The organism is Dyella humi (assembly GCF_044904605.1).
GTDB lineage: Bacteria > Pseudomonadota > Gammaproteobacteria > Xanthomonadales > Rhodanobacteraceae > Dyella_B > Dyella_B humi.
This window is the reverse complement of record NZ_JADIKI010000003.1, coordinates 1-794: the sequence shown is the minus strand read 5'-3', so window position 1 is coordinate 794 and position 794 is coordinate 1. Positions and strand designations below refer to the sequence as shown.

At 62.2% G+C, this 794-nt stretch carries 1 protein-coding gene; it reads right to left on the bottom strand.

Going from position 1 to position 794, the window contains the following annotated elements; translation table 11 throughout:
- The coding region (locus tag ISP18_RS00020) for an AMP-binding protein (protein ID WP_404559211.1) at positions 1–794 on the bottom strand (794 nt) is incomplete at both ends.

The window sequence follows — 794 nt, the reverse complement described above, 5'->3', positions numbered from 1 at the left end:
CGGGCCATGACGACGGCCTGGTGGATCGCCGGGTGCTGGCCCAGGCGCGCCTCGATCTCGCCCAGTTCGATGCGGAAGCCGCGGAGCTTCACCTGCTGATCGTTACGACCGAGGAACTCAAGATTGCCGTCTGGCCGATAACGAGCCAGATCACCGGTGCGGTACATCCGTGCGGAGGGATCGGCCACGAACGGATCGGACAGAAAACGCTCTGCGGTCAGTTCCGAGCGGTTGAGATAACCACGAGCGACGCCGGCGCCACCGATATACAACTCGCCGATTGTCCCTTGCGGAGCCGGCTCCCCGTAGTGGTTTAGTACGTAGATCGCGGTGTTGGCAAGAGGGCGGCCGATGGTCGGCATCGTTGGTCCGCCATTGAGGGCTGCCAGTGTCGCATCCACGGTGCATTCGGTGGGACCGTAAACATTATAGACGTTGAGCCGGCTGTCTTGCCGCAAACGATTCCACGTGAACTGGCCAATCGGTTCGCCGCCCATCAGGAACACTTGAGGCCACGGTGCGGTCGAGCCGGCTAGCCCGTTCTCCAGCCATAGTTCCAGCTGGGAGGGCGTACAGTCGATTACGGCGACGCGATGGGTCACCAGATACTTCAGGAAAGCCGAGATGTCTGTACGTACCGCCGTCGGCACCACCACCAAACAACGCCCAGACAGCAGTTGCACCAGTATCTGCACCGAAGCGTCGAACTGGTACGGCGCGTTCCATCCCACGGTGGCAAGCGGACGTCCGGCAAAGGCCGTCTGCTCCAGCCCGCGCCAGAGATTGAGCACGCT